This window comes from Roseovarius amoyensis, assembly GCF_003260265.1.
Taxonomy (GTDB): Bacteria; Pseudomonadota; Alphaproteobacteria; order Rhodobacterales; family Rhodobacteraceae; genus Roseovarius; species Roseovarius amoyensis.
The window spans coordinates 13,813-31,584 of sequence record NZ_QITQ01000004.1; the positions used below are offsets into that span (position 1 = coordinate 13,813).

16 protein-coding genes are annotated in these 17,772 nt (G+C 64.2%); 12 read left to right on the forward strand and 4 right to left on the reverse strand.

From position 1 onward, the window contains the following. Positions 1 to 234: 234 nt before the first annotated feature. Positions 235 to 1,542, forward strand: coding sequence for a hypothetical protein (locus tag DL899_RS05300; protein WP_111732951.1), 1,308 nt, complete (start codon positions 235 to 237; stop codon positions 1,540 to 1,542). A 458-nt stretch (positions 1,543 to 2,000) separates the two neighbouring features. On the opposite strand, the gene DL899_RS05305 is transcribed toward DL899_RS05300, so the two are convergent. From DL899_RS05305 to dgcN, 3 genes are all read right to left on the reverse strand, one after another. Further along, complete coding sequence (locus DL899_RS05305; protein WP_111733104.1) at positions 2,001 to 2,861, reverse strand: D-amino-acid transaminase; 861 nt, start codon at positions 2,859 to 2,861, stop codon at positions 2,001 to 2,003. A gap of 5 nt (positions 2,862 to 2,866) precedes the next feature. Then, positions 2,867 to 3,832 (reverse strand): N-acetyl-D-Glu racemase DgcA, encoded by a 966-nt coding sequence (gene dgcA, locus DL899_RS05310; RefSeq protein WP_111732952.1) that lies wholly within the window; start codon positions 3,830 to 3,832, stop codon positions 2,867 to 2,869. A gap of 76 nt (positions 3,833 to 3,908) precedes the next feature. Further along, a complete protein-coding gene (dgcN, locus tag DL899_RS05315; RefSeq protein ID WP_111732953.1) occupies positions 3,909 to 4,910 on the reverse strand; it encodes an N-acetyltransferase DgcN in 1,002 nt (333 codons plus the stop codon). 281 nt (positions 4,911 to 5,191) lie between these two features. Between dgcN and DL899_RS05320 the strand changes: the two genes are divergently transcribed. The 5 genes from DL899_RS05320 to DL899_RS05340 all read left to right on the forward strand — a co-directional run bounded on the left by DL899_RS05320 (position 5,192) and on the right by DL899_RS05340 (position 8,462). Further along, on the forward strand, positions 5,192 to 6,151 hold the full coding sequence (locus tag DL899_RS05320) for an L-malyl-CoA/beta-methylmalyl-CoA lyase (protein ID WP_111732954.1): 960 nt from the start codon (positions 5,192 to 5,194) through the stop codon (positions 6,149 to 6,151). A 93-nt stretch (positions 6,152 to 6,244) separates the two neighbouring features. Then, positions 6,245 to 6,904, forward strand: a complete 660-nt coding sequence (gene pgsA / locus DL899_RS05325; protein ID WP_111732955.1) for a CDP-diacylglycerol--glycerol-3-phosphate 3-phosphatidyltransferase — start codon at positions 6,245 to 6,247, stop codon at positions 6,902 to 6,904. Positions 6,905 to 6,908: 4 nt separating this feature from the next. Next, a complete protein-coding gene (gene moaD, locus DL899_RS05330; protein ID WP_111732956.1) occupies positions 6,909 to 7,154 on the forward strand; it encodes a molybdopterin converting factor subunit 1 in 246 nt (81 codons plus the stop codon). A gap of 2 nt (positions 7,155 to 7,156) precedes the next feature. Further along, positions 7,157 to 7,600 (forward strand): molybdenum cofactor biosynthesis protein MoaE, encoded by a 444-nt coding sequence (locus DL899_RS05335; RefSeq protein WP_111732957.1) that lies wholly within the window; start codon positions 7,157 to 7,159, stop codon positions 7,598 to 7,600. A gap of 172 nt (positions 7,601 to 7,772) precedes the next feature. Next, a complete protein-coding gene (locus DL899_RS05340; protein WP_111732958.1) occupies positions 7,773 to 8,462 on the forward strand; it encodes a hypothetical protein in 690 nt (229 codons plus the stop codon). A gap of 15 nt (positions 8,463 to 8,477) precedes the next feature. On the opposite strand, the gene DL899_RS05345 is transcribed toward DL899_RS05340, so the two are convergent. After that, the gene (locus DL899_RS05345; RefSeq protein ID WP_111732959.1) at positions 8,478 to 12,056 is read right to left on the reverse strand and encodes a hydantoinase B/oxoprolinase family protein; all 3,579 of its coding nucleotides are present in this window, start codon (positions 12,054 to 12,056) and stop codon (positions 8,478 to 8,480) included. 128 nt (positions 12,057 to 12,184) lie between these two features. Between DL899_RS05345 and DL899_RS05350 the strand changes: the two genes are divergently transcribed. The 6 genes from DL899_RS05350 (at position 12,185) to DL899_RS05375 (ending at position 17,719) form a co-directional block, all read left to right on the forward strand. Then, positions 12,185 to 12,601 carry a protein tyrosine phosphatase family protein gene (locus DL899_RS05350; protein WP_111732960.1) on the forward strand — a complete coding sequence of 139 codons (417 nt, stop codon included), beginning with the start codon at positions 12,185 to 12,187 and terminating at the stop codon, positions 12,599 to 12,601. Between the two features lie 130 nt (positions 12,602 to 12,731). Beyond that, positions 12,732 to 12,932 carry a 50S ribosomal protein L35 gene (gene rpmI, locus DL899_RS05355; RefSeq protein ID WP_111732961.1) on the forward strand — a complete coding sequence of 67 codons (201 nt, stop codon included), beginning with the start codon at positions 12,732 to 12,734 and terminating at the stop codon, positions 12,930 to 12,932. Positions 12,933 to 12,946: 14 nt separating this feature from the next. Beyond that, positions 12,947 to 13,312: a 50S ribosomal protein L20 gene (gene rplT / locus DL899_RS05360; protein WP_111732962.1), complete on the forward strand. Its 366-nt coding sequence runs from the start codon at positions 12,947 to 12,949 to the stop codon at positions 13,310 to 13,312. Between the two features lie 201 nt (positions 13,313 to 13,513). Beyond that, complete coding sequence (gene pheS / locus DL899_RS05365) at positions 13,514 to 14,587, forward strand: phenylalanine--tRNA ligase subunit alpha (protein WP_111732963.1); 1,074 nt, start codon at positions 13,514 to 13,516, stop codon at positions 14,585 to 14,587. Positions 14,588 to 14,947: 360 nt separating this feature from the next. Continuing rightward, positions 14,948 to 16,333 (forward strand): hypothetical protein, encoded by a 1,386-nt coding sequence (locus DL899_RS05370; RefSeq protein WP_239494618.1) that lies wholly within the window; start codon positions 14,948 to 14,950, stop codon positions 16,331 to 16,333. 99 nt (positions 16,334 to 16,432) lie between these two features. Next, the gene (locus DL899_RS05375) at positions 16,433 to 17,719 is read left to right on the forward strand and encodes an ABC transporter substrate-binding protein (RefSeq protein ID WP_111732964.1); all 1,287 of its coding nucleotides are present in this window, start codon (positions 16,433 to 16,435) and stop codon (positions 17,717 to 17,719) included. Positions 17,720 to 17,772: the final 53 nt, after the last annotated feature.

Below are 17,772 nucleotides of genomic sequence, written 5' to 3' on the forward strand. Positions count from 1 at the left end.
AAGGAAGGGTGGTTTCCAGACTTTCGCTGTGCATCGCATGAAGGTCCGCGAAGCGCGGGCAGCGTACTTTGCTAAGCATCGCAAATTGTCGGCCTGGGAGCGACTGTTTGTCCGGCGGGACACGAGCGTCCAAACTGGGCTGTTCCTGTCCTATGGTTTTCAAGAGGCGATTCGTGCAAATTGCCTCGAGAGAAGAGATATTGACGACAGACCAGACTCTATCAACGAGGTAGTATGCAGCAGTATCGGGCGAAAAGCGTCGAGGAGATTGAAACGCTTCTGGGAGAGTTTGGCGAGAACTCACTTTTTCGTGGACAAACCTCTCATTACGGGGAGGCAGCCCTGCCTTCCGTTTTGACTTCATTCGATCGGCACGGTTGCATCCCGAGCGAGATGTTGAAATGGAGCCGCTACGCTAAGAACGTTCTTAATGGTTACCTGTATGGGTATGCTGATCGCTTAGAATTCACACAAGCCCTCCTGCAGCACTACGGATGGCGATCTTTCTATATTGATTGCTCGTCGGACTCGGCTGTCGGCGCATGGTTCGCAAGTCACAAGTACGTCGAAAACTTGACGATTGAGATGAGCGAAGATTACGAAGAGCGGCCCGTTTGGCTTCACAAGCGAATGGCACAATATTCTTTCGAAGCGGGCGACGGCCATCTCTATGTTATTGACAAGGCTGCGGCAGAGCGAGTGGGTGCGATTGATCTTGCAGTTCTTAAGATCAGTGCGAGCAGGTGCCGTACAGATGCTCAGGCGGCTTGGCTCATCGGTCCCCTCAGGGGCGCTCCTGTGCCCAGCAGTTGTTTCCTAGCGCACATCGTCGCTGATCGTTCTATCTTCCGCGACTATGCAGCTAAGAAGGGCTTTCGAGAAACGAGCTCGCTTTTCCCTCCGCCAACCGAAGACCCCATTTTGAACGCATTGCTCGGGTTGCCCTGGCGAGAAATTAAAGGCGTAAGAGATGGCAACTTCTCAATTCCAACCTTCAGGAGAGCGCTAGAATTGCCGGAGTACTCAGAGAGCTTTGTCAAGATCGCCTGGCCGCGAACGGCATTTTTTTGCGGGGAGAAGATTAATGAGAAGTTCGACTCCATCGACGGAGATCCAATTGGAGGCATCTCCATATTAGTGCCTGACATTGTATTATTCGGCTCAGCGGATAAGCGAACGCCGATGCGTTTCCCTGAGGTAGAAGCACTTTTGGAAAAGCATGGTACTGTTGCATTCGAGATCGACGAACTGATCCAGCACGTTAACATGGGCGATACAACATATTATCAAAAAGGGATCGGCATAATTCCTCGTGAGTCAGACCTATTTGAGGTCTGTGAGTTGATGGTTGAGCATCCAGGGCTCGACATTACAGGAGTCGGGTTCGACAGAGGCTGGTTCTATAGGCGGAACCTAGATGGACTATGGATTCACAAGAGACACGCCGAAGAATGCGATTGTGGTAGTGCTGAGGTGCATGATACGCATATTTCTGCCCTGCACATCGTTGAAGCCTTCCTTACTGACCCCGAGGGTTTCTAGGTGGGCTACCGTCGTCAGGAGAAACAGCATTTGATGCGTGTGTCCACTTGGAGCTCTTCAACGAATGACGGCTTTGGGCTTATACCTTTGAAAACTCGCTAAGTAGCTCGCATCCACCAAGCTGCAGAACACCGTTCCTGTTTAGCGGTGCATTTGCCAGACATCGAGGTCCTTCTCAAAAATACCAGAACATCTTTCTGCGACTTTGTTCTTTCAAGCATGGCTGCGGAGTTTTTCAACTGAATGGACTGGCTCCTGTCATCCGCTGCGTTTGGCATGAGTGACCGGAATGGGCCGCGAGCGATCATCTGCCACACGTCGCACGAACGTCCGCAAAGGGCCGTTCGTATCAAAAACCCCCACCCCGCAACCCCGAGCCACCTATCTCAGAGCGCAGCCAATAACCGCCCCAACCACCCAATCCGTGCCAGGCGGCAGACCTATCCGCCGCCCTGCCCTCAGATCGCGGCCTTGCGGCTTTCGTCCAGGTAGATTTCGCGCAGACGGCCGGCCACCGGCCCCGGTGTGCCGTCGCCCAGCTTGGTGCCGTCGATCTCGACCACCGGCATGACAAAGGTCGAGGCGGAGGTGATGAACGCCTCGTCCGCCTGCTGTGCCTCGGCGATGGTAAAGGGGCGTTCCTCGACCTTCATCTGCGCCTCGCGGGCGAACCGCAGCACCGCCGCGCGGGTGATCCCGTGCAGGATGTCGTTCGACAGCTGGCGCGTGATGATCCTGTTGCCCTTGACGATATAGGCGTTGTTCGACGTGCCCTCGGTGACGTGGCCATCCTCGACCATCCAGGCGTCATCGGCCCCGGCGCGTTTCGCCATCATCTTGCCCATCGAGGGGTAAAGCAGCTGCACCGTCTTGATGTCGCGCCGCGTCCACCGCTGATCTTCGATCGAGATCACCCTGATGCCCTTTTTCGCCACCGGGTTGTCGGCCAGGCCGGGTTTGGACTGGGTGAACAGCACCAGCGTCGGCTCCACCTGTTTGGGGTCGGGAAAGACGAAATCGCGGTCGGCGGCGGCACCACGGGTGACCTGCAGGTAAACCAGCCCCTCTTCGATGCCGTTGATCCGCACCAGTTCGCGGTGAATCGACAGAAGGTCGTCGAATGCCGCCGGCTTGGCCATGTCCAGCTCGACCAGCGAACGTTCCAGCCGCGCCAGGTGGCCGTCAAAGTCGATCAGCTTGCCATCAAGGACGCTGGTGACCTCGTAAACCCCGTCAGCCATCAGAAAGGCCCGGTCAAAGATCGAAACCGTGGCTTCGGCTTCAGGCAGGTACTCTCCGTTCACGTAAACAGTGCGCATATCGCTTATCCCCATAGGGCGGTTTCCGGGGGGTGGACCCCGACCGCGTCATACTTCAAGGCGTCGTCGCGGTCTTCGGCCAACAGGAGCGGGCCGTCAAGGTCCGTTACCAGCGCACCCTGCGCCACCAGCACCGCCGGCGCCATCGCCAGGGATGAGCCAACCATGCAGCCGACCATGTCGCCATAGCCCGCCGCGCGTGCCGCGTCGCGCAGCGCCAGCGCCTCGGTCAGGCCGCCAGTCTTGTCCAGCTTGATGTTGATCACGTCGTACTTGCCCTTCAGCGCGGGCAGGCTGGCGCGGTCGTGACAGCTCTCATCGGCGCAGACCGGCACCGGGCGGGCCATGCCGGCCAGCGCATCGTCGTCGCCCGCCGGCAGGGGCTGTTCCACCAGCGCCACGCCCAGGCGCACCAGGTGCGGCGCGAGGTCGGCATATACTTCGGCGCTCCACCCCTCGTTGGCATCCACGATGATCCGCGCCTCGGGCGCACCGGCGCGCACTGCCTCCAGCCGGGGCATGTCGTCGGGCGTGCCAAGCTTGATCTTCAAGAGCGGGCGATAGGCATTCTTTTCCGCCTGTGCGCGCATGTTTTCGGGCGTGTCCAGCGACAGGGTATAGGCGGTTATCTCGGGCCCCGGCGCGGGCAGGCCGGCCAGTTCCCACACCCGTTTGCCGGTCTGCTTGGCCTCCAGGTCCCACAACGCGCAATCGACGGCGTTGCGCGCCGCCCCGGCGGGCAGCAGATCATAGAGCGCGGCACGGTCGATGGTTTCGGGCAGCGCCGCGATCTGCGCCTCGACACTGTCGAGGGTTTCGTCATAGCGCGCGTAGGGTACGCATTCGCCCCGGCCGGTCACGCCATCCTGCGACACCCGCACCGTCAGCACCTGCGCCTCGGTCCTCGACCCGCGGCTGATCGTAAAAACCTGCGCCAGCCTGAACACGTCCCGCGTTACAGTGATTTCCATGTCATTCCGTCCCGGGCCAAACCCGGAACCTCCCGCAGGTTCAGAGGCCCCGGGCCAGGCCCGGGGCGCGTTGCATTCAGATCGCGGCCAGCGCGTCTACCAGCTTGGACGGGCCAAAGCGATAGGGGTCGGTCGCCGGCAAGTCCATCTCGGCCTCGACCTGCGCCAGATATTCCCTTGCCGCGGCCTCGTCCATGTTCTGGGTGTTGACCGCGATGCCGGCCGCGACACAAGCAGGGTTGGACACCCGCGCCAGCGGCAGCGCGGTATCACGCAGCCGCTGCAGCGTCGGCAACTGATAGCCCGGCAGGCCGCGCATGTGCTTGCGGGTGGGTTCGTGGCACAGGATCAGCGCATCGGGCTGGCCGCCATGGATCAGCGCCATTGTCACCCCCGAATAGGAAACATGGAACAGGCTGCCCTGCCCCTCGATCATGTCCCAGTGGTCAGGGTCGTTGTCCGGCGTCAGGTATTCCACCGCCCCGGCCATGAAATCGGCGATCACCGCATCCAGCGGCACGCCGTGGCCGGTGATCAGGATGCCGGTCTGCCCGGTGGCGCGAAAGGTGGCCTTGATCCCGCGCTCGCGCATGTCGCGTTCCATCGCCATTGCCGTATACATCTTGCCGACCGAACAGTCGGTGCCCACGGCCAGGCACCTCTTGCCCGTGCGCTTGACGCCGTTGGCGATCGGGTATCCGACCGACGGCACCCGCACGTCATGCAGCGTGCCGCCATGGGTCTGCGCAGCGGCGACGATGTCGCCCTCGTCCCGCAGCAGGTTGTGCAGGCCGCTGGCCAGATCATAGCCCATCTCGAGCGCCTCGATCAGCACCTTCTTCCAGGCCGGACTGATGATGCCGCCCCGGTTGGCCACGCCGATCACCAGCGTACGCGCGCCGGCCTCTTTCGCCTCGGCCAGGGTCATCTCCTGCAGCCCCAGATCAGCGCCGCAACCGGGCAGGCGGATCTGGCCGACGGCATGTTCCGGGCGCCAGTCACTGATGCCGATCGCCACCTTGGCGGCAAGCATGTCGGGCGCATCGCCCAGGAAAAGCAGATAAGGGGTCTCGATCATCGCGGGTCTCCTTTGCGGGCTGACGCATCTGCCGGAGTGTCCGGGGATTCGCGTTTCGGACAGTTAACTTCAAGCATCGCGCCATTTCCTGCCTGATATTCCCGGCATAGCTAAATAATGCCGAATTATATTCGAAGAATGCTAAGTTATGGCGAAGATTCGTCGATCAGGAATCAGGCAAACGCGCCACGCCTCCGGCGTCACGCCTTGCGGCGCGGGGCGCAATTTTATACCGCTTTGCCCGATACCCACACGACTTCGTCCATGAAAGGCCCCGAAAGATGAGTTTTCGACTGCAACCGCCCGCCCCCGCACGCCCCAACCGCTGCCAGCTGTTCGGCCCGGCATCGAACACCAAACTGTTCGAAAAGATGGCCGCCTCCGCCGCCGACGTGATCAACCTCGATCTCGAGGATTCGGTCGCGCCCACGGACAAGGACAGCGCCCGCGCCAACGCCATCGCCGCCATCAACGATATCGACTGGGGCCGCAAGACGCTGTCGGTGCGCATCAACGGGCTCGACACCGCGTGGTGGTATCGCGATGTCGTCGACCTGCTGGAAAAGGCCGGTGATCGGCTCGACCTGATCATGATCCCCAAGGTGGGCTGCGCCGCCGACATCTATGCGGTCGATGCGCTGGTTACCTCGGTCGAAAAGGCCACAGGTCGGAAAAAGCCGCTGGGCTTCGAGGTGATCATCGAATCGGCGGCCGGCATCAGCCATGTCGAGGAAATCGCCGCCGCCTCGCCCCGGCTGCAGGCAATGAGCCTCGGCGCCGCCGACTTCGCCGCCTCGATGGGCATGGCCACCACCGGCATCGGCGGCACGCAGGAAAACTATTACATGCTGCACCAGGGGCAGAGCTACTGGCCCGACCCCTGGCACTGGGCCACCACCGCCATCGTCGCTGCCTGTCGCACCCACGGGATTCTGCCGGTTGACGGCCCCTTTGGCGACTTTTCCGACGACGAGGGCTTTCGCGCCCAGGCACGCCGCGTCGCAACGCTGGGCATGGTCGGCAAATGGGCGATCCACCCCAAGCAGATCGCCTTGGCCAATGAGATCTTCACCCCCTCGGACGAGGCCGTCGCCGAGGCGCGTGAAATCCTGAAGGCAATGGAAGATGCCAAGGCCCGTGGCGAGGGCGCCACCACCTACAAGGGTCGGCTCGTGGACATCGCCTCGATCAAGCAGGCCGAGAACATCGTGAAACAGGCCGACATGATCGCCGCGATGTAACCAGCCGCCTGCAAGGCCGCACCCCGTCGGATGCCTCCGGCGGGGTACGGGCGGTCCCTTCCCCCGTTGCCGGATTCGGTCTAGAGAGGGCGCATGATCTGGACCGTTCCAAATGTGCTGACCATGCTGAGGCTGCTGGCCGCGCCGGGCCTGGCGGTGATGTTTCTCTATTTCCATCGCCCCTGGGCCGACTGGTTTGCTCTGCTGCTGTTCGTGGGTGCCGCCGTGACCGACTGGTTCGACGGCTATCTTGCGCGCAGCTGGAAACAGACGACACGGCTGGGTACCATGCTCGACCCCATCGCCGACAAGGCGATGGTGGTGATCGCGCTGATGGTGATCGTGGGCTATTCCAGCATGTCGCCCTGGCTGGTGCTGCCGGCAACGGTGATCCTGTTCCGCGAGGTCTTTGTCTCGGGGCTGCGCGAATATCTGGGCGACACCGCCGGCACGCTGAAGGTGACAAAACTGGCCAAGTGGAAGACAACCGCGCAAATGGTCGCCATCGCCGTGCTCTTTGCACAAGGCGTGTTCGAGCATTATCTGTGGGGCAGTACCGACGGCATGGACCAGGCCGTGGTTGATGCCATCCTGACCGGCGGAGGCGACGATGACCTCGGCCTGCGCTGGAAATATGACGGCATGATCTGGTCGGGGCATGCGGGGCTGTGGCTGTTGTGGCTGGCGGCAGCGCTGACGCTGGCAAGCGGCGTTGACTACCTGCGCAAGGCGCTGCCCTTTCTGAAGGATTGAAGCGATGGATGTTCTGTATTTCGCCTGGGTCCGCGAACGTATCGGACAGCCGAAAGAGACAGTCGAGACCACCGCCCCCACCGTGCGCGACCTGGTGAAGGAGCTGCGCGGGCGCGAGGAACGCTATGCCGCCGCCTTTGCCGATCTGGACGCGCTGAGGGTGGCGGTCGACCAGGAACTGACCGATTTCGACGCCTCGCTTGCGGGCGCGCGCGAGGTCGCGTTCTTTCCTCCGATGACGGGGGGCTGAGGTTGGATATCCGGGTTCAGGCCGAACCGTTCGACCTTGGCGCCGAAACCGCGGCCTTTGCCGCGCGCCAGCAAGGCATGGGCGCGGTCGTGACCTTTACCGGCATCGTGCGCGATCCGCCCGACGGCGGGCTGGGCGCGATGGAGATCGAGCATTACCCCGGCATGACCGAAAAGGCCATTTCCGGCATCGCGGCCAAAGCGGCGACGCGCTGGAACACCGGCGACATCCTCGTGATCCACCGCTACGGGCGGCTTGCGCCGTCAGAGATGATCATGATGGTCGCCACCGCAGCCGTGCACCGGGCCGAGGCGTTTCAGGCCGCCGAATTCCTGATGGACTATCTCAAGTCGCGCGCCCCCTTCTGGAAGAAAGAGATCGGCGAGCAGGGCGCCGACTGGGTCGCGGCCAAGGCCGATGACGAGGCAGCGTTGGGCCGCTGGTAAGCCCCGGCTGTTCAGCACCCCTGCCAGCATGGTCGCCCCCGTCTGCAATCCGGGTATCCCGGCAACACAATCCATATAGCTTATACAAGATCAATTCTATATCGTGACAGTGTGCGCGGAAGCTGTAGTTTATCCCTTCTGAAACCCGCCTTTGCCTGTAGGGAGGAATTCGATGTTCAAGGGCCTTATAATTCGCGCAGCCGCCATCGTATCGCTTGGTGTGATCGGTCCCGTTTCGGCAAGTGCGCAGGATATGTATATCGGTATCGACGCCATCGGAACCGTGACCGATTTCGACATGGATGGCAGAAATACCAACGGCAACTTTTTTAACACGGACTCCCAAAGCGAATCGCAACACGGCATCGCCCTGAACTTCGGCCTACGGGACAAGTGGGCCCTGGGCACGACCAAGCTGACGCCCGAGGCCGAATTCGCATGGTATTTTGACCGTTCCGTCACCTCGGCCAGCTTTCCCGGCCTGCCGGCGCCGACGTTTTTTTACAACTCGTCAGTCGAATCCGGTCGGTTGGGGCTGAACCTGTGGGCACTCTTTCATGAAACCAACCACTGGCGGGCCGAGGCTGGCCTTGGTCTTGGTGCCATGTACCGCGACATTTCCACCAGTGATGGCGTTGTGATGGGGTCTGGCGATGACTACGTGCTTTACGGCAAGTTCGGCCTGCGATTCATCCGGGCAATCGACGACCGCAACAACCTCGTCCTCGGGGTGAACTACGTGGTGGCTGACAAGAGCGACATCATGCTGCGGAACGTGGGCGGGGGCGCTCCGGCTGGCAACTTCTCGATGGAAACCAGCAGTGTCGAGCTGCACATCGGGTACCGGCGCGACCTGAACTGATCGGGGCCGGCGCCGCTATCGCGGCGCCCCCCAACCGCCGCCACCCGGCGTTTCCATTCCGAACACGCTGCCTGAAGGCAGATCGATCTCGTCGTTGCCGGCCATCTCGCGCCGGGTCCCGTCGGGCAGCTCGGCCCAGTTGCGCCCGACCTTTCCGGGTGCACCGCCCGCGGCACCGAAAGGCGGCACGATTCGGTGATTTGAAAGCGTGGTGACGGTGACGGGTTCGAGAAACCTGAGCCGCCGCACCAGCCCGTTACCACCGCGCCACTCGCCGGCCCCGCCGGAACCGGGGCGGATTGAAAACTCTTCCAACCGGACAGGAAAGCGCTTTTCCAGGATCTCGGGGTCGGTCATGCGGGTGTTGGTCATGTGGCTTTGCACAGCGTCGCAGCCGTCGAACCCCGGCCCCGCGCCGGTGCCCCCGGCGATGGTTTCGTAGTTCTGAAAAACCTCGTTGCCCCAGACAAAATTGTTCATCGTAGCCTGGCTGCCAGCGACCACCCCCAGCGCACCATAGAGCGCGTTGCAGGCGGCCTGGCTGACCTCGGTGTTGCCGGCGATCACCGCCGCCGGGTAGACCGGGTTCAACATCGAGCCTTCGGGGACGACAATGTCGAGCGGCTTCAGACAACCCTCGTTCAGCGGGATGTCGGCGCCCACCATGGTGCGGAAGACATACAGCACCACCGCCCGGCAGATCGATTTCGGCGCGTTGTAATTGCCCGAATGCTGCGGCGAAGTGCCGGTAAAGTCGATCCGCGCGGACCGGTTCGCCGCATCGACGCTGACCTCGACCTCGATCGCCGCGCCATGATCCATTCCGTAGCTGAAACGCCCGTCGCTCAGCCGGTCGATGACGCGGCGCACGCTTTCCTCGGCATTGTCCTGAACATGGGCCATATAGGCGTGCACCACGTCCAGCCCGAACTGGTCGACCACCTTCAGCAGTTCCTGACGGCCGGTTTCGTTGGCCGCGATCTGCGCCTTGAGGTCGGCCATGTTCTGGGTCGGGTTGCGGCAGGGATAGCGCCCCAAGGCCAAAAGCGCCTCGACCTCGGTCTCGCGCAGCTGGCCGCCAGCCACCAGTTTGAAATTGTCGATCAGCACGCCCTCATCCTCGATATGGGTGCTGTCGGGCGGGGCCGACCCCGGCGTTCGCCCGCCGATATCGGCGTGGTGGCCGCGCGAGCCCAGCCAGAACACCGCCTTGCCGTCGATGAAGACCGGCGTCACCACGGTCACATCGGGCAGATGCGTGCCGCCCTTGAAGGGCGAGTTGAGCATGAAGGCATCACCCGGCGCGGCATCAGGGTTGAGCCGCATCACCGTCTTGATCGAATCCGACATCGAGCCAAGGTGCACCGGCACATGCGGGGCATTGGCGACCAGATCGCCGTTGGCGTCGAAGATCGCACAGGAAAAATCCAGCCGTTCCTTGATGTTGACCGAGGCAGAGGTCTTTTCCAGCGTGACCCCCATCTGTTCGGCCACGGACATGAAGAGGTTGTTGAACACCTCCAGCAGCACCGGATCGGCGCTGGTGCCGGCGGCATGTTCGCGCGCCCGTGCCCGGGTGCGTTCCAACAGCAGGTTGCCCATCGCATCGACGCCAGCCGTCCAGCCGGGTTCGATCACGGTGGTGCCCGTCGCCTCGGTGATGATGGCGGGGCCGTCGATGCGCGCCGCCGGGTCCAGCCGGTCACGGGCGTAAAGGGGCACGTCCTGGCGGGCGCCGTCCACATGCAGCTGCACCTGTGCCACCGGCTGCCCGTCGCCCGCAGGCAGCACCGCCTGCGGCGCCTCACCGGTCTGGCGGATGGCCTCGACGCTGAGCATGTCGAACAGGATCGCACGTTCGGGCGAATGAAAGCCGAATCGCTGGCGATGTGCGGCCTCGAAAGCGGCCTGCATCTGCTCGGCGGTGCCGAACGGCACCTCCAGCGCCTGATGCGCGCCGTCATAGCGCAGATGCGCGCGCGGCTCGATCACGATGTCGGATACGCCCTGTCCGGCGACCTCGGCGCGGGCCTCTTCGGTGATACGGTCAAGCGCGGCGCGCGCCTCGTCCGCCTCTGCCATGGGCGCATCCATCTGGGTTTCGCGCATGGCGCGGATTTCGGCCAGCCCCATGCCATAGGCCGACAACACCCCGGCATGCGGATGGATCAGCACCCGCGTCATGCCCAGCGCATCGGCCACCAGGCAGGCATGCTGCCCCCCGGCGCCGCCAAAGCATTGCAGCGTATAGCGGGTCACGTCATGGCCGCGCTGAACGCTGATCTTCTTGATCGCGTTCGCCATGTTGTCGACGGCGATGCGCAGGAACCCTTCGGCCATTTCCTCGGGGGTGCGGGCGGCCTCGCCCGTCTCGGCGGCGACGGTTTCGGCCAGCTCGGCGAACTTGGCGCGCACCGCGTCAGCATCAAGGGGCGCGTTGCCATCCGGGCCGAACACGGCCGGAAAGTGATCGGGGTTGAGCTTGCCCAGCATGACGTTGCAGTCGGTCACCGTCAGCGGGCCGCCACGGCGGTAACAGGCCGGGCCGGGATCGGCGCCGGCACTTTCCGGGCCGACCTGAAAACGGCCGTCCTGGAACTTGCAGATCGAGCCGCCGCCGGCGGCGACAGTGTGGATATCCATCATCGGGGCGCGCATCCGCACGCCCGCAACCTCGGTTTCAAAGCTGCGCTCATAGTCGCCGGCGTAATGGCTGACATCGGTCGAGGTGCCGCCCATGTCAAAGCCGATCAGCCGGTCATGCCCGGCGGCGACGCCGGTCTTGACCATGCCGACGATACCACCGGCAGGCCCTGACAGGATCGCATCCTTGCCTTGGAAAAGCTGCGCGTCAGTCAGCCCCCCGCTGGACTGCATGAAGCCCAGCCAGCGGCACGCGCGCCCCAGGTCCAGCGCCCCCGCCACCTGGTCGACATAGCGCCGCAGGATCGGCGACAGGTAGGCGTCCACCACGGTGGTATCGCCGCGCCCGACCAGCTTGGCCAGGCGGCTGACGCTGTGGCTGGCGGTGATCTGGGTAAATCCGATCTCGGCGGCGATCTCGGCAACGCGCGCCTCGTGCACGGAGTTGAGATAGGCGTGCAGCGCGGCGATGGCGACGGCGCGAATGCCCCGGTCATGGGCGGCCTGCAGCGCGGCGCGCGCTGCGGCCTCGTCCAGCGGGCGGATGACACGGCCCTCGGCATCGAGGCGTTCGTCCATCTCGGCCACTTCCTCGTACAGCAGCTCGGGCCGGCGGATATCCAGATCGAAAAGCCGCGGGCGGGTCTGATAGCCGATGCGCAGCAGGTCGCGGAACCCCTTGGTGATCAGCAGCAGAACGCGTTCGCCCTTGCGCTCCAACAGCGCGTTGGTGGCCACGGTGGTGCCCATCTTGACCGCGCCGATGGCACCGTCGGGAAAGCGGCCGCTCACGCCCATCACCTCGCGGATGCCCTGCACGGCGGCGTCGGCGTAACGTTCGGGATTTTCCGACAACAGCTTGTGGGTCCGGATACGGCCATCGGGGGCGCGCGCGACGATGTCGGTAAACGTGCCGCCGCGATCGATCCAGAATTCCCAGGTGCTGCCCATTCCATGCTCCGCTTTTCAAACCCGCGCCACGTTTGGGGCGGGGCCGGAAAATGTCAACGCCACCGCCATTGAAATGGCGGGGCGTTTCGGTGCACAACACGGGACATCGCCGCGAAAGGGGGCCGAGAATGGACCTGCGCCAGTTGACCGACCGTTTCACTGTCTCGCCGCAGATCGACGTGGCCCACCTGCACGAGATCGCCGGCGCGGGCTTTCGTTCCATCCTGTGTAACCGCCCCGATGGCGAGGAGCCGGGACAATGCGATTACGACAGCATTGCCGAGGCCGCCCGCGCCGAAGGGCTGGAAGTGTGCTGGATACCCGTCTCGGGCGGCGTCTTTAGCCCGCAGGCGATCGAGGAATTCCGCACCGCCCTGGCCGAGATGCCGGGGCCGATCCTGGCCTATTGCCGCTCCGGCACGCGCTGCACCATGCTGTGGGCCCTTTCCCAGCACGGGGTGATGGCCGACCAGGAAATCGCGCTGCGCGCGGCAAAGGCGGGCTATGACGTCTCGGGCCTGCTGAGCCGACTGCGGACGCGCTGAGGCGCACGCCCGCCCGCAATTCCCCTTGCCTTGCGCCCGCGCCCGGCGTATATGGCGCCCTCATCCGCGCGGCCGGCCCAAGGCGGCATGCCGAGTCGCGCGCGAACCCGACCGTAAAGAGGAGCCGGAAATGCCCAAAATGAAGACCAAGTCGAGCTGCAAGAAGCGCTTCAAGGTAAGCGCTGGCGGCAAGATCATGCGCGCCCAGGCTGGCAAACGCCATGGCATGATCAAACGGACGAACAAGTTTCTCCGAAATGCACGCGGCACCACCGTGATGAGCGAGGCTGACGCCAAGATCATCCGGCCAATGATGCCCTATTCGCGCTGAGGAGGAACTGAGATATGTCACGCGTCAAAGGCGGAACCGTCACCCACGCTCGCCACAAGAAAGTCACCACCGCTGCCAAGGGCTATTATGGCCGCCGCAAGAACACCTTCAAGGTGGCGCGGCAGGCAGTGGACAAGGCCAACCAGTACGCCACCCGCGACCGCCGCAACCGCAAGCGGAACTTCCGCGCGCTGTGGATTCAGCGGATCAACGCCGCCGTGCGCGCCCATGACGAGAGCCTGACCTATTCGCGCTTCGTCAACGGCCTGTCGCTGGCCGGTGTTGAGGTCGACCGCAAGGTGCTGGCCGACTTGGCCGTGCACGAACCGGCGGCCTTCGGGGCAATCGTCGAGCAGGCCAAGAGCGCCCTGGCACGCTAAGCCAGCCGCATCGAGGGACAGAACGGAACGCCGCCGCCCATCCGGGCCGGCGGCGTTTTTCGTTGCCGGGGCAGAGATGAGGATAAGCTCGCCTCGAATGGCACGCTCGCCATCCACCTTTCGTGCTCTGCCCCTGCGCATCCCTTGCGTCCGGGCGCGTGGCGGGGTAACCCGCCGCCAAAGGCCGGACGGAAGAGACCCATGGACGATCTGAGACAGAAATACCTGGGCGCCATCGCCGATGCCGCCGACGAGGCCGCGCTCGAGGCGCTGCGCGTCGCCGCCGTGGGCAAAAAGGGCGAAGTATCCCTGAAAATGCGCGAACTGGGCCGGATGACGCCCGAGGAACGCCAGCAGGCCGGCCCGCGGCTGAATGCCCTCAAGGACGAGATCAACGCCGCACTGGCCGCCCGCAAGGCCGCGCTGGCCGATGCCGCGCTGGATGAGCGCCTGCGCGCCGAGTGGCTGGACGTGACGCTGCCCGCGCGCCCGCGCCGGGCCGGCACCATCCACCCCGTCAGCCAGGTCACCGAAGAGGTCACCGCGATTTTCGCCGACATGGGCTTTGCCGTCGCCGAGGGGCCGCAGGTCGAAAGCGACTGGCACAATTTCGACGCGCTCAACATCCCCGGCCACCACCCCGCACGGGCCGAGATGGACACCTTCTACATGCACCGGTCCGAGGGCGACGACCGCCCCCCGCACGTGATGCGCACCCATACCAGCCCGGTTCAGATCCGGTCGATGGAACTGTCGGGCGCGCCGCTGCGGGTGATCTGCCCCGGCCGCGTGTTCCGCGCCGATTACGACCAGACCCACACGCCGATGTTCCACCAGGTCGAGGGGCTGGCGATCGACACCGACATCTCGATGGCCAACCTCAAGTGGTGCCTTGAGGAGTTCGTCAAGGCGTTCTTCGAGGTCGACAATGTCGAGCTGCGCTTTCGCGCCTCGCACTTTCCGTTCACCGAACCCTCGGCCGAGGTCGATATCCGCTGTTCGTGGGAGGGCGGTACGCTCAAGGTCGGCGAGGGCGACGACTGGCTGGAGATCCTCGGCTCGGGCATGGTGCACCCCAAGGTGCTGGAGGCCGGCAATATCCACCCGTCAGTCTGGCAGGGCTTTGCCTTTGGCGTCGGCATCGACCGGATCGCGATGCTGAAATACGGCATCCCCGATCTGCGCGCCTTCTTTGAATCCGACCTGCGCTGGCTGCGGCACTACGGCTTTGCCGCGCTCGACGTGCCAACCCTGCATGGCGGGTTGAGCAGGTAAGCAGCCATCGCAAGGTGGACCCGTAGGGTGGGCTTTCAGCCCACCATTATGCATGGCCGGTTTTGCCGGATTTGCCGGGCTGAAGCCCGGCCTACGGCATATACCATTTCATGTCTGCCAGTCCCGCGCATTGCCGGCGCGCGCGGTGGCGATGACCGGCAGGTGCCCCGCGCTTTATCCCAGCCAAACCCGCACGACATGGCCGTTGCGCGGAACCTCGGCCAGATCGCCGCCGCGTGGGGGCGCGGCGGCGTGCGGGCACGCCGCTGTTTCGCGCAAGCACGGCCTAGCCTGCGCATATTTGCCCCTTTCACCGTCTCTCCCCGCCGGTATTGTGATCCCAACACAAAGGGGGCCCTCATGCCTGCACGATTTGCAATCATCCTGATGCTTGCCCTCTGGCCGGGGCTTGCGCATGCTCATGCCTCGGAACAGGGCTATGTGCTGTTGTTGCCCACCGATGTCTACATCGCCGCCGGGGTGGCCAGCGTCGCGCTGACGGTACTGCTGATCGCCCTTTTGCCCCCCGGCGCGGCCGAGGCGCTGTTTCGCCCCGCCACGCTGTGGCCCCGCCGGCGCCCGGCGCTGCGCCACCTGACAAGCTGCCTGTCCGCGCTTTTTCTGGGGTTTCTCGTCTGGCGCGGGATGACCGGGCCGCATGACCCGATGATCAACCCGCTGCCGCTGTTCGTCTGGACGGTGTGGTGGGTGGCGCTGGTGGCGGTGCAGGGCCTTGTTGGCAACCTGTGGGGCTGGATCAACCCGGTGACCGGCCCGGCGGCCCTGATCGCACGCCTGAGCGGCGTACGCGCGCCCCTGCGCTGGCCCCGGCGGCTGGGGTACTGGCCGGCGGTCGCGCTGTTCCTGGGCTTTGGCGGCTTTCTGATGGCCGATCCCGCGCCGACCGACCCCGACCGTCTGTCCATCGTCACCGGCGTCTACTGGTGCGCCACCCTGCTGGGCACGCTGCTGTTCGGCCCGGCCTTTGTGGTGCGGGCCGAGATGACGACCGTCATCATGCGCGCCTATGGCCGCATGGCCATCCTGGGCCGCGCACGCGGGTGCCGGGCGCTGGGGGTGCCGGGCTGGCAGGCGCTGGCCGGTCCGGGCGTGCCGCTGTCGTTGGCGGTGCTGATGGTGGTGCTGCTGGGCACCGGCAGCTTTGACGGCATCAACGAAACCTTCTGGTGGCTGGTGATGCTCGGCCTCAACCCGCTGGAGTTCCCCGGCCGCTCGGTCATCATCCCGCAGACGCTGGCGGGGCTGGTGCTGGTCAACCTCGCCCTGATCACCGCCTTTTGCGCCTGCCTCTGGCTGGGCGAGCGGCTGGGCGGCACGCGCCGGCCGCTGGCGGTAGCCTTTCGCCGCTTTGCCCCGTCGATCCTGCCCATCGCGCTGGGCTATCACGTCGCGCATTATCTCACCGCGCTGCTGGTGGACGGGCAATATGTGCTGAAATGGCTCGACGACCCTCTGGGGCGGGGCGCCAACCTGTTGGGGCTTGCCGACACCTATGTCACCACCGGTTTTTTCAACACCCAGCACACCGTCCGCGCGATCTGGCTGACCCAGGCCGGGGCGGTCGTCGCGGGGCATGTGGTGGCCATCCTGCTGGCCCACGCGCTGGCGATGCGGGATGCCGCAGACAGGCGTCAGGCGGTGCTGGGACAGGCGCCGCTGGCGGCGTTCATGGTGGCCTATACCTTTTTCGGGCTGTGGCTACTGGCCTCGCCGCGCGGTATATGAACCGCGCAATTATCTGGACAAAATGTCCTGCGCTTCGCAGACTTTACTCTGAAGGGCCCCGATAACGGACCCGGAGGGACGGCAACAAGGGAGCTTGTCATGACCAAACCCATCAAGACCACCACGCGCCGCGGCGCGCTAAAGACACTGGCGGGCGGCGCCGCCGGGGCGGCGACGCTGCCGCTTTGGGCGCGCTACGGCCAGGCGCAGTCGGCTGAACCTATCCGCATCGGCTTTCAGGTTCACCGCACCGGCATCGGCGCCGCCTATGGCCGCTGGTACGATCGCACCACCCAGGCGGCGGTCAAGCTGATCAACGAAGAGGGCGGCATCAACGGCCGCATGGTCGAGATCGTGGCCGAGGATGACGGCACCGACCCCAAGCGCGGCGCCGAGGTGGTCGAGAAATTCGCCACCCAGCACAATTGCGACGTTGGATACGGCACGCTGTTTTCCCATGTCGTCGTCGGCTCCGCCCCCCGCGCGGGTGAGCTGAAGCTGCCCTATTTCGTGGTGTCCGAGGGGCATCACGTCGCCTCGGGCATGCTCAACCGCTATACGCTGCAGCCCGGCATCACCGACGTGAAAAGCCAGGTACAGGCAATGGCGCCCTTCATCACCGGCAACCTGGGCAAGAAGGTCACGATGGTCTTTCCCGACTACGGTTTCGGCTACGATCACCGCGACAACCTTGGCCCCGCGATCGAGGCCAGCGGCGGCGAGGTGATCGCCAAGATCGCCATTCCGCCCTCGGAAACCTCGTTCACCAAGTATTTCCCAAAGATCCCGCGCGAAACCGAGGTGCTGTATCACGTCATGGTCGGTCCCGCGGTGCTAACCTTCGTCAAGGAACTGGGTGAATTCTTTGGCCCCGCGCGGCCCGAGATTTTCGGCTTTATCGACAGCCTCGAGGCGGTCGACATCGCCAGCCCGGGGCTGGAATTCCTGGATGGCACCTACATGTGGGAAGGGATGCCGCGCCACGCGCAGGAGGATCAGTCGGAATTCGACCGCTTCTACCGCGGAAAGGTCGGGGTCGATGCCCGCGGCGCATCGGTCAGTGACCCCACCGACGTGTCGACCTATGCCCACATGTTCGGCTGCTGGGAGACGCTATTCGTCATCAAGGCCGGGATGGAGGCCGCCGATTATCGCGGCCCCGATGACCGCGCCGCGCTGATCGAGGCGGTGGAGGCAATGACCGAGATGGAACATTCACGCCAGCATCCGCAGGGCGCCAAGCTGTTCAACGGCAAGACCCACCAGGTATTCGGCCCCCAGTTTATCAGCCGGGTCGAGGACGGGTTCCTGCGCAAGGTACACACCACCTCGATCGAGGATACCCTTTACCCCGACGAAGTCGACTATACGACACAACCGTTCTGAACGCAGAGGCGGCGAAAAGACAAAGGGCGCCCCACCGGGGCGCCCTTTTTACA

Coding starts and splice junctions, on each gene's coding strand:
- DL899_RS05300 (WP_111732951.1), top strand. CDS start 235: ATGCAGCAGTATCGGGCGAAAAGCGTCGAGGAGATTGAAACGCTTCTG.
- DL899_RS05305 (WP_111733104.1), bottom strand. CDS start 2,861: ATGCGCACTGTTTACGTGAACGGAGAGTACCTGCCTGAAGCCGAAGCC.
- dgcA (WP_111732952.1), bottom strand. CDS start 3,832: ATGGAAATCACTGTAACGCGGGACGTGTTCAGGCTGGCGCAGGTTTTT.
- dgcN (WP_111732953.1), bottom strand. CDS start 4,910: ATGATCGAGACCCCTTATCTGCTTTTCCTGGGCGATGCGCCCGACATG.
- DL899_RS05320 (WP_111732954.1), top strand. CDS start 5,192: ATGAGTTTTCGACTGCAACCGCCCGCCCCCGCACGCCCCAACCGCTGC.
- pgsA (WP_111732955.1), top strand. CDS start 6,245: ATGATCTGGACCGTTCCAAATGTGCTGACCATGCTGAGGCTGCTGGCC.
- moaD (WP_111732956.1), top strand. CDS start 6,909: ATGGATGTTCTGTATTTCGCCTGGGTCCGCGAACGTATCGGACAGCCG.
- DL899_RS05340 (WP_111732958.1), top strand. CDS start 7,773: ATGTTCAAGGGCCTTATAATTCGCGCAGCCGCCATCGTATCGCTTGGT.
- DL899_RS05345 (WP_111732959.1), bottom strand. CDS start 12,056: ATGGGCAGCACCTGGGAATTCTGGATCGATCGCGGCGGCACGTTTACC.
- DL899_RS05350 (WP_111732960.1), top strand. CDS start 12,185: ATGGACCTGCGCCAGTTGACCGACCGTTTCACTGTCTCGCCGCAGATC.
- rpmI (WP_111732961.1), top strand. CDS start 12,732: ATGCCCAAAATGAAGACCAAGTCGAGCTGCAAGAAGCGCTTCAAGGTA.
- rplT (WP_111732962.1), top strand. CDS start 12,947: ATGTCACGCGTCAAAGGCGGAACCGTCACCCACGCTCGCCACAAGAAA.
- pheS (WP_111732963.1), top strand. CDS start 13,514: ATGGACGATCTGAGACAGAAATACCTGGGCGCCATCGCCGATGCCGCC.
- DL899_RS05370 (WP_239494618.1), top strand. CDS start 14,948: ATGCCTGCACGATTTGCAATCATCCTGATGCTTGCCCTCTGGCCGGGG.
- DL899_RS05375 (WP_111732964.1), top strand. CDS start 16,433: ATGACCAAACCCATCAAGACCACCACGCGCCGCGGCGCGCTAAAGACA.